The 8,969-nt window shown below is 64.7% G+C and carries 8 protein-coding genes; all 8 read right to left on the reverse strand.

Annotation, left to right across the window (positions count from 1 at the left end):
* Positions 1-6: 6 nt before the first annotated feature.
* Positions 7-792: a WecB/TagA/CpsF family glycosyltransferase gene (locus IPF85_RS04485; protein ID WP_343406864.1), complete on the reverse strand. Its 786-nt coding sequence runs from the start codon at positions 790-792 to the stop codon at positions 7-9.
* A gap of 14 nt (positions 793-806) precedes the next feature.
* The gene (locus IPF85_RS04490) at positions 807-3,179 is read right to left on the reverse strand and encodes a glycosyltransferase (protein WP_343406865.1); all 2,373 of its coding nucleotides are present in this window, start codon (positions 3,177-3,179) and stop codon (positions 807-809) included.
* Positions 3,180-3,182: 3 nt separating this feature from the next.
* On the reverse strand, positions 3,183-4,136 hold the full coding sequence (locus tag IPF85_RS04495) for a glycosyltransferase (protein ID WP_343406866.1): 954 nt from the start codon (positions 4,134-4,136) through the stop codon (positions 3,183-3,185).
* The gene (locus tag IPF85_RS04500) at positions 4,133-4,387 is read right to left on the reverse strand and encodes a hypothetical protein (RefSeq protein WP_343406867.1); all 255 of its coding nucleotides are present in this window, start codon (positions 4,385-4,387) and stop codon (positions 4,133-4,135) included. The genes IPF85_RS04495 and IPF85_RS04500 overlap by 4 nt, the downstream gene beginning before the upstream one ends.
* 61 nt (positions 4,388-4,448) lie before the next feature.
* Complete coding sequence (locus IPF85_RS04505; RefSeq protein WP_343406868.1) at positions 4,449-5,600, reverse strand: hypothetical protein; 1,152 nt, start codon at positions 5,598-5,600, stop codon at positions 4,449-4,451.
* Between the two features lie 73 nt (positions 5,601-5,673).
* A complete protein-coding gene (locus IPF85_RS04510; protein WP_343406869.1) occupies positions 5,674-6,453 on the reverse strand; it encodes a tetratricopeptide repeat protein in 780 nt (259 codons plus the stop codon).
* Positions 6,454-7,986 carry an oligosaccharide flippase family protein gene (locus IPF85_RS04515; RefSeq protein ID WP_343406870.1) on the reverse strand — a complete coding sequence of 511 codons (1,533 nt, stop codon included), beginning with the start codon at positions 7,984-7,986 and terminating at the stop codon, positions 6,454-6,456. It lies immediately after the preceding gene.
* Between the two features lie 25 nt (positions 7,987-8,011).
* Positions 8,012-8,947 carry a GDP-L-fucose synthase gene (locus IPF85_RS04520; protein WP_343406871.1) on the reverse strand — a complete coding sequence of 312 codons (936 nt, stop codon included), beginning with the start codon at positions 8,945-8,947 and terminating at the stop codon, positions 8,012-8,014.
* Positions 8,948-8,969 lie beyond the last annotated feature (22 nt).

Consider the following 8,969-nt stretch of genomic DNA (forward strand, 5'->3'; position numbering starts at 1 on the left):
CACGCCTCACTCCGTTGGTTCATAACCGGTGAGCAGGCGGTAGACGAACAGCGGGGTGGTGGTCATGTAGCGCCTGAACAGCCGCCGCGGTTCCTGCACCATGCGGAAGACCCACTCCAGCCCCGCCATGCGGATCGGTTCGGGCGCGGGTCGCACCTTGCCGGCCATGACATCGAACAAACCGCCGACGCCCGCGATGACGGGAATGTGCAGCGCGTCCTTGTGCCTGGCGATCCACATCTCCTTCATCGGCGAGGGCAGGGCCACCAACATGATCTGCGCCCGGCTGTCGTTCATGGCAGCGACGATGCCCGCTTCATCGGCCGGCTTGAAGAAGCCATTGCGTTGACCGGCAATCAGCAGCCGCGGCCAACGGCGGTGCGCACGCGCCACCACCTGCTGCACGATCTCTTCCTCGGCGCCAAAGAAGTAGACGCTGTGCTCATGCAGTTCGGCCACGTCCAGCAGGCGATGAACGAACGGCGGCAGCCCCACCTGTTCCGGCACCGGCAAGCGTTCGAGCCACTTGGCGCCCCAGGCCACCGCCTTGCCATCGGCCAGCGCCAGCTCGAAATCTTCCACAACGCGCCGGAAGGCGGCATCCTCATGCGCCAGGATGGTCTGCGCCGCGTTGATGGGCACGATGCACACCTGGCGCGGCCGGGCGATAGCGTCCTGGCAGATGGCAATGGCCTGCGCCTCGGTGACGCAGTCCACCGGCAGCCCCATCAGATGGACGCGGCGCGGCGCAGAGACGCCGGTAGCTAGAGATGGATTAGTCGTCTGTTGCATCGGCACGGTTTCCCCTACAGCACATCTTCCAGGGCATTAGCCAACCGGTTGAGGAAGGCCGTTTCGTTGTAACGTTCCTCGATGATGCTGCGGTTGGCCTGACCCATCCGCAGCCGCAAGGCCCGATCCGCGCACAAACGCACTAACTGCTGCGCCAATCCGGACGGGTCGCCCGGCTTGACAAAGAGACAGTGCGTGCCCTCGGTCAGCATGTCGGGCAGCGCGCCAGCCGCGGTGACAATGACCGGCAACTGCGCGGCCATCGCTTCCATCACCGACAGTCCAATGGCTTCTGTGTAGGAAGGCAGGATAAAAATATCAGAATCTACCAGGGTTTGCAACTTTTGCTCATCCCGAATGACGCCCAGGAACTTCACGGTCTCTTCCAGGCGATGCTCCTGAATCACCTGGCGAATGGCGCCGGCCGCATGATCATGTTCGGGAATGAAGGTGATGTTGCGTTCCTTGTTGATGAATTCGCCGGCGAGCTGCACGCGCAGTCCCACCTGCATCTGCGGCAGCGCCAACGGCAGCGCACGCACCAGGTCCACTGCGCCTTTGGCGAACGAGATGTGCCCCATGAAGATCACCCGAATCTCAGCCAGGTCATCGTCCGGAGGCCGGCTGCGAGGCGGGTAGCGGGTCGCCACGCCATAGGCGGCCACGCGGAACTTCGCGGGGGTCACCAGGTTGTCGAACTGCTGCTTGAGCCGTTCGCCACCGACCAGGAAGGCATCGGTCTGTTGAAACACGCGGCGGATATAGGCCCGGAACCAGGCCGGCTGGCCCGCGTAAAACCGGTCGAAGGAACCGCCATGCACCTGGTACACCACGCGGCGCGCAAACGGACGACACAGCCAGAGCAGAATCGAATCACGAAAGAAACCGGGACGATTCTGACTCAAGGGCAGATAGGCCAGGTCGGGGTGCAACCGGCGACACATCTGCAAGAACTGCCATAGGTGAGCGAGGTTGTAGCGAATGTTGACGAACCCCAGGCGCCCGCGCTGCTCGTTGGTGATCGGTTTTTGCATGTTGCAGAAGGTGAGCGCGAAGCGCTGCTGCATCAAGGGCGAGGTGACCACCGTCTGCGTGAAGGTTTCCACCCCGGCATAGGGCGGCGGTGTCGGCCCCGCGACCAGAAGGGTGGGTTTCGAGACGCTCGCCCCGGACGCGACCGATCGTCCGGGGGGAAGCGCGGGCGGGTCTCCCCGCGTCGGCGCCGGCACGATCCGTTCGTCGGCTGCCAATGCCCGCGCTGAGGTGCGCCCTGGCTCCAAAATGGCCCGATAGAGGGACGCGTAGCTCCCGGCAAACGCAGCCGGTGCAAACTGCTGCAGGGCGCGCTGCCGGGCAACCTGGCCCCACCGCTGCGCTTGGGCTTCGCCGGACAGCAGGCGGCGCAGGGCTGCCGCCAGGGCGATGGCATCGTTGGCCGGAGCCACCAGGCCGCTGACCTCGTGCTCGATCAACTCTGGCAGCGCGCCGCCGTCAGTGACGGCAATGGGCAAGGCCGCCAGCATCGCTTCGACAGTTGCGATGCCGAAAGCCTCTGCGCTGGCGGAGTTCACATAGCCATCGAGCAGCGGCAGCAGTTGGCGAATGTCGTCGCGCGCCGGCCAGACCCAGACGTCATCCTGCAGTCCCATCCGCCGAACCTGATCTTGCACCTGGGCTTGCAGCGGGCCGTCGCCGATCAGCAGCAGGCGGGCGCGCGGTTCCGCCTGGCGCACATGAGCGAAGGCCTGCAAGAGCATCGCGTGGCAGCGCACCGGCATGAAGGTGCCCACATAGCCCAGCAACAGGTCATCGTCGCTCAAACCAAGCGCCGCACGGGTCAGGGTTGGCTGCTGATTGGCCGGGTGATCGCTGACGCCGGGATAGATGACAGCCAGTTTGGCACGGGGCAGGAGCGGCATGTCTCGCGCCACCTGCCGGCACGTGGCCTGAGAATTGCAGACGATGCGGGCGGCGGTACGCCCATAAAAATTGTCCCACACGCGCACCGGCAGGCTGGTGTTGCGCACAATGCCGTGTTCGGTCATGATCGTGGGCAGCCCCAGGCGCCACGCGGCCAGGCCGCCGTAGATGTGCGCACGCGCCAGGTGGGTCTGCACCAGGTCGGCGCGGCGGCCGGCAAGCCATTGGACGACCGGGCGCACGGCGCGCAGGTCCAGGTTGCTGCGTGTGGGCAGAGAGGTGACGGGAATCGAGAGCGCCTGAAACGCGGCCGCAAAGCTGCGCCCGGGCGCTTCCTCCTCGATCACCAGAATTTCGGGCGCAAACGCGGCCCGATCGAGAGACGACAGCAGTTGATAGAGATACTGTGTCGTGCCGCCATCGAACGGCAGATTTTTGATGATGTGGACGATGCGGTACGGCGCCACGGTTCACACTCCCCGATCGCTGCCGGTGCGATGCGGTGCGGGCCGCCAGCGACGCAGGCGTTCGATCAGGCGTGTGCCCAACTGTGCGGTCAGCGCGGTACGCAGGAAACGGCCATCGGCCAGCAGCCCCGGCGCGAGGCGCAGAGCCTGCTTCAGATAGATGCGCGCCTGGGGCAAATCGGATGCCGCGTAGAAGCACATGCCGGCGCGCAGATAGGCTTCGGCCAGGGCGCGTGCGCGCTGTGATTGCAGGTCGAGCGCCAGCGCCGGATCGTTGACCGCGCGGCTCACCACGCGCAGCGTCTCTTCGCCGGCGCGGCGAACCTGGCGGTTGGTCACGGTCCCATCATGCACGCGTACCGCGGCCCACATCGAAGCGACATGGGCCATCGCACCTTGCTGCGCCAGTTTGATCCACAGGTCGTGATCCATCACGTTGCGGAGGCTCTCGTCCAGCCAACCGGCCTGCGCGACCGCGGCGCGGCGCATGAAAACCGCCGGCTGCGCCAGGTAATTCCACCCCAGGAGGCGCCCGCGGTCGAAGGGGCCGGTGTGCAGATGTCCCACCCATCGACCCTCCGCATCAATGATGGCGCAATCGCCATACACGGCGGTCACGGCCGGCTGAGCTTGCAGCGCGAACACGGCCGCGGCCACCGCGCCCGGCCGATACAGGTCATCGCTGCCGATCCAGGCGATGATCTCGCCCTGGCTGCGCGCCCAACCGCGGTTGACGGCCTGGGAGATGCCGGTGTCAGGTTCGGCAAACCAGGTCAGGCGATTGTCGCGCGCGGCGAAGCGGCGCAGAATGGCATGGGTGTCATCCGTCGAGCCGCCATCCATCACGATGTATTCCAGGCGGCCGTAGTCTTGCGCCAGGACGCTGACGATCGTGGCGGTAATCCATGCCGCACTGTTGAGACTGGGTGTGACGATGGAGACCAACGGCAGCGTCATGCGCTTACCGCCGGCTGCAGGAGCAGATCAAGTTTGATGAGGATGGCAAACTCGACCGCCACCTGGACTGAGAACGCACCGAAGAAATCGAAGATCGTGTTGTTGCCCAGACCGACGAAGAAGTTGGCAATGAAGGCGGCCAGGAAAGTCACGATGGTCGCGCGCAGCAGGCTGTTTTCCATGCGCCAGGCCAAACGACCGGCGCGCCAGGCCACCACGGCGAAGAGGAGCAGGATCAGGATGCCCTGCATGAATCCAATCCGGTAGAAGAGCCAACTGTAGGCGCTGTGGCGGAAGAGGGCCTGCAGTTCGCTATCGCGTGAGTAGGCATAGGCCCCACGGTCCCCGTAGCCCGCGCCGATGAGCGGGTTGGACGTGCCGCGGGCCGCGTTGCCAATGAAACGAGTCGTCTCCAGGCGCGTCGCGATTGGCGGCCGAGCTGGAGGTCGAAGCACGGGGGTCCACGATAGAGAGTACACGTTCGCCCACCGCGGCCACCAGCCCCGTGCCGGCGGCGGCATCCGCAGCCACAACCAAGCCACCCAGAACGAGCAGCACCAGGCCGGCGCTGATCAGGCGCTGTGGGTTGCGCAGCCAATGGCTGAAGAGGACCACGGTGACGAGGCCGCCGAGCATGCCCAGGTAGATGCCGCGCACCAGCAGCGCCATCAAGGCGACGGTGGACAGCAGGGTGTAGAGCGCCAACCAGGGGCGCCACTGCGGCGGCACATCGCCCGTGAGGAAAAATGCCAGTCCCAAGAGCCAGGAGAGCATGATGTACTCCCAACTGGTGACCAGGCCATAGCGCAAGTAGCGACCACTGCTGAGAATCACGGTGGATGCACCCTCGGACGTGGGAATGCCGAGCGCCCAACTGACAAAGTAGTAGGCCAGCGCGGGCAGAATCAGCAGCGCGATGCCGCGCAGGGTCGTAACCAGGTCAGCGCGTGTGCGCACACTGGACACCACCAGCAGCGACAGGGTGATGTAGTAGAACGGCACCCGCATGTCACGCAGAACGGTGACGACGATGTTGCCCTTCAGCATCCCGACGAGCGCCGGAATCAGCAGGATGGCGAGGATAGCCGCCAGCAGGTAGCCGGAGCGGCGGGTCAGCCGCCACGTATGCATCTGCAAGGCCCAACGGATAAGCCAGCCGACCAGGGTCATCGCGACAAAGAGATCGAGCAGGTGGACGTTCGACTGCGAAATGGGAAGTTGCAACGCCTCCAGGGGCTGGAAGTAGACGGCGATGGCGACGAGCGACCACAACTGCCAACGCGAAGGAAAGACCAGGTAGGCGATGACGGCTGTGCCGAGCAGAATCAAGGCCAGGGCCGTGTCGTCACTGGCGCCCAGGGGCAGCGCAAGCGCGCAGCCGAGCAGCAGCACGCCCAGCATGATCCAGATTGCTTCGCCTGTCCTGCGGCTGCGATTGCCAAAGGTACGTGATAGATTCGCCATGCAGAAAACTTCCTCGTGTAATGCGTTTTCGGAGAAAACGCAAAATTGATTGGACACAGGCCAACGACTGGCGTTACGGGGGGGAATGCACACCTGCGTCCTGAATTGATGGGTCACGGCGCTGAGCTTCGGCCCATGCCTCGCGGGCGGCGTCGGTCTCGCCGTTGGCTTGCAGGGCATTGCCCAGCAGCAGGTAGGTGACAGCCGCCTGATCGTCCAGGGCCAGGCTGGCGCGCAGGCTGGCGATCGCTTCAGGCCAGCGCGCCAGCGCGGCCAACATTTGGCCCTGCACCATGTAGCCGTAGGGGGTTTTGGCGACGGCCAGGGCCTGTTCTGCCGCTTGCAGTCCGTGTTCCGGGTCGTTGAGCGCGGCGTAGGCATGAGCCATGACCATGTAGGTGTAGCTTTCATGCGGGGCCAGGACTTGTGCCTGCTGCAACTGCGCCAGGGCCGCGGCCGGCTGTTGATCCCGGTAGAGCAAGATTTCTGCTAAACGCCGGCGTGGCATGGCCTGGCCAGGGTCACGCGCAATTGATGTCCGATAGGCGGCTGCGGCTGCGGCCCACTGCTGTGCCTGCCAGGCCTGGTTGCCCGCCTGAAAATAGACGTTGGACAGCAGCGCCTGTGACGCCGTTACCTCTGCGCAGGCTGGGGCGATCTGCGCCAGGGTCTCGTCCAGCCATTCCGTCTGTGCCGGCTCCCGCAGCAGGCGGTAGATGATGTCGCGTGCCTGGCGCGCGCAGGCTGTTTGCAACCGCCTCGATTCGAGTGTCGGCGCCAGGCCGGCGCTCAGCAGCACCAGGGTCGCCGCGAAGCCCAGCAGTGCAGGCCAGCTAAGGCGCGGCCGCGGCATCTACAGCCCCCGACGCGCCGGCCACAAGGACCGGATGAGCCTGCGGTCGCTCTGGCTCACCACGCCTTGCGCCAGCAGCAGCCCGGCATAGACGGCCGCATAGGCTGCGGCCAGCGCGGCCAGGGTCAACAACGTCACCTGGGGCAGCCGGGTCAGCACCAGGAATAAACCAGCGCCGCTGCCCAGGGCCAGGCCCACGGCTCGCCAGGGCACCAGGCGGGCGAGTGCGGCGCCGGAGAGCTGCAGCGTTTGCGCGAAGGCCACCAGCACCAGGCTGGAGCCGATGACCAACGCCACGAAGGCGGCCACCGTGATCCCCACGAATCCAAACGGCCCCACCAACAGCAGCGCCAGCACCAGGTTGGTGAAACCCTGCACGACATGGGCGCGCAAACAGAGATGGGCCTGCCCCAGCGCCTGCAAGATCATGTAGGGTGGAAAGGCCACCAGGCTGACGAACCAGCCGCACGTCATCAGCCGCATGACAAAGGCCGCCTGCGCGTAGCCTTGCCCCAGCCAGGCGGTCAGCAGCCAGGGCGCCGTGATGATCAGCAGCAGGTAGGCCGGCCAGCCCAGCAAATAGACATAACGCGAGCTGCGCTGGTAGATCATCTGCACGGCCTGCTGTTCGCGTTCGGCGTGCAGATGCGAGACGCCCGGAAAGAGGGGCAAAAAGGCCACGGCGAACAGCCCGCGCAGTTGGGTGATGATGCGCTGTCCCACTTCGTATTGTGTCACCAGGGCCACGCCCAGGAAGCGGGTGATGACCAGTTTGCTCAAGGGGTCGAAGAGCAGTTCGGTCAGCGCCCCACCCTGGATGTTGAGGCTGTAACTCAACACGGAGCGCAGATAGCCGGCATCGAAGGTGCGCCAGCGCAGGCGCAGGCCGGGCGCCAGCCGCTGTGTCATTACGCCGTTGAAGGCGCCTGAGGCCACGGCCAGCACCAGGCTGAGCACGGCCATGCCGACCAGGCCGCCGCCCAACGCCAGGACGACGACGATGCCCAGGTAGAGGCCAATCCCGTTGGCCAGCGCGGTCAGGTTGGTCAGATCCATGCGCTGCAGGCCCTGCAAGGTCGAGTTGAACGCGCCCAAGGTCAGGTTGACGGCGAAGGTGAGCGCCGCAATACCGATGACCGTGGCGATTTCCTGCGTGAGCGCCGGGGAGATTTGCGGCACCAGGCCCGCCAGGAAGTGGCGGCCAAGCAGTACAAGAGTCGCCAGGCTCAATCCCACCACGAGATAGAAAAAGAAGACGGTGTTCAACGCCATGTCCAGGCGTTGCCACTGCTTTTGCGCCGCGAATTCCGCGACGTACTTGGTCAGGGCCAGGCCCATGCCAAAATCGGCCAGTTGCGTGTACGATGTAAAGAGCGCCACGATGGCCCACACGCCAAAGCGCTCATCGCCCAGTTTGCCCAGCATGAACGGAACCACGAGCAGGGGCAATGGGAGCAGGACGAGAAAGCGCAGCACGCTGAAGAGCGAGTTGCGCACCATGCGGGTGACCTGTGGGCTGGTTGCTTCGGACACAGCTAGAAGACGCTCCGACTCTTGCTTACCGACACTGGCGATACCAGGCAATGGTGCGCTGCAATCCTTCGGCAAACGACGTGCCGGCGCGGAAGCCAAACTGCTGTTCGGCGCGTTGCGTGTCCAATTTGCGTCGCGGCTGGCCGTTGGGCTTGGTGGTGTCCCAGACGATGTCGCCGTCGAAGCCAACCAGGTCAGCAATCAGGTGTACCAGGTCACGGATGCTGATTTCCATGGCCGAACCGATGTTGACCGGCGCACTGGCGTTGTAATGTTCGGCTGCCAGCAAGATACCGTGCGCCGCATCATCCACGTAAAGAAATTCACGCGTGGGCGACCCATCTCCCCACACGACGATGTGATCGTCGCCCCGTTCCTGCGCTTCGATGCACTTGCGAATCAGGGCCGGGATGACGTGCGAGGTCTGCAGGTCGAAGTTGTCGCCAGGCCCGTACAGGTTGACCGGGAGCAGAAAGACGGAGTTGAAGCCGTACTGATCGCGATACGCCTGCGACTGCACGAGGAGCATTTTTTTTGCCAGGCCGTAGGGGGCATTGGTTTCTTCTGGATAGCCTGACCAGAGGTCATCTTCATGGAAAGGCACCGGGGTGAACTTGGGATACGCGCACACCGTGCCAATGGCCACCAATTTTTCCACGCCGGCCCGCCAGGCCTCGTGCAGCAGTTGGGCGCCCATCATGAGGTTGTCGTAGAAAAATTCGGCCGGATGCTCCAGGTTGGCGCCGATGCCGCCGACGCGCGCGGCCAGGTGAATGACGATGTTAGGGCGACTGTCAGCCAGCGCCCTCTGCACGTTTTCCAGGTGGCGCAAGTCATAGTCTTGACTGCGCGGCACGAACACCGCCGCCGCGTGCAGGGCGTGCAGTTGGCGCACGATGACCGATCCCAGGAATCCGGACCCGCCGGTGACCAGGACGCGGTGGTTGGGCCAGAAGCTCATAGATGATGTTCCTTTCTGTGTG

The sequence above is a fragment of the Candidatus Amarolinea dominans genome (assembly GCF_016704685.1).
GTDB lineage: Bacteria > Chloroflexota > Anaerolineae > SSC4 > Amarolineaceae > Amarolinea > Amarolinea dominans.